This window comes from Streptomyces sp. x-80, assembly GCF_046549095.1.
Classification (GTDB): Bacteria; Actinomycetota; Actinomycetes; order Streptomycetales; family Streptomycetaceae; genus Streptomyces; species Streptomyces celluloflavus.
Genome location: NZ_JAJPWM010000086.1, coordinates 1 through 537, shown reverse-complemented (window position 1 = coordinate 537; position 537 = coordinate 1). Strand labels below are relative to the sequence as shown.

Below are 537 nucleotides of genomic sequence, written 5' to 3'. Positions count from 1 at the left end.
CGGGCGAACCCTCGCCGATGGCAACAGGGGCCTGGCAATCTCCCACAGCCCATCCGGCACGATCCATCGCCACCGTCCACTCCCCATAGCCAGCCCAACGACCAACTGACCATGTAGGACACGGTCTAAGTGCGGCGGGCTAGTGTCTCGTGATTCTGTTGGCGTTACTTGATCTTGTGTGTCTCGTTCTCTTGGCATGGAGCACTCTATGGAACAGGTCGCCGTGCTGCGGGAGTTGGTGAGCAGTCGGGATGTGCCTGCGGATGTAGCCATGCGCGGCCGGATCGTGCTGTGGTCGGTGGAGGGGCGTCGGCGCGAGGACATCGCCGAGTTGCTGGGAGTGTCGCTGGCGACGGTGGACCGCTGGAAGCGCCGTTATGCCGAGCACGGCCTGGCCGGGCTGGAAGGCGAGGGGCCTGGCGGGGGCCGGGAACAAGTGCCGGCGCGGGTTCGGGCCCGGGTGATTGCGCTGACGCGTATGACGCCGCCGGACGGCACCGGTCTTTCGCACTGGTCCACACGCGAGTTGGCGAAGTA

Annotated in this window: 1 protein-coding gene and 1 pseudogene; one reads left to right on the top strand and one right to left on the bottom strand. The window is 65.9% G+C overall.

All coding sequences use genetic code 11. The annotated features are described in order from the left end of the window. Positions 1-87: pseudogene (locus tag ACLJWH_RS42020) on the bottom strand (IS5/IS1182 family transposase); the annotation flags it as partial. Positions 88-208: 121 nt separating this feature from the next. On the opposite strand from ACLJWH_RS42020, the gene ACLJWH_RS42015 reads away from it, so the two are divergent. Beyond that, on the top strand, positions 209-537 hold a 329-nt coding region (locus ACLJWH_RS42015), incomplete at its 3' end, for a helix-turn-helix domain-containing protein (RefSeq protein WP_411147080.1).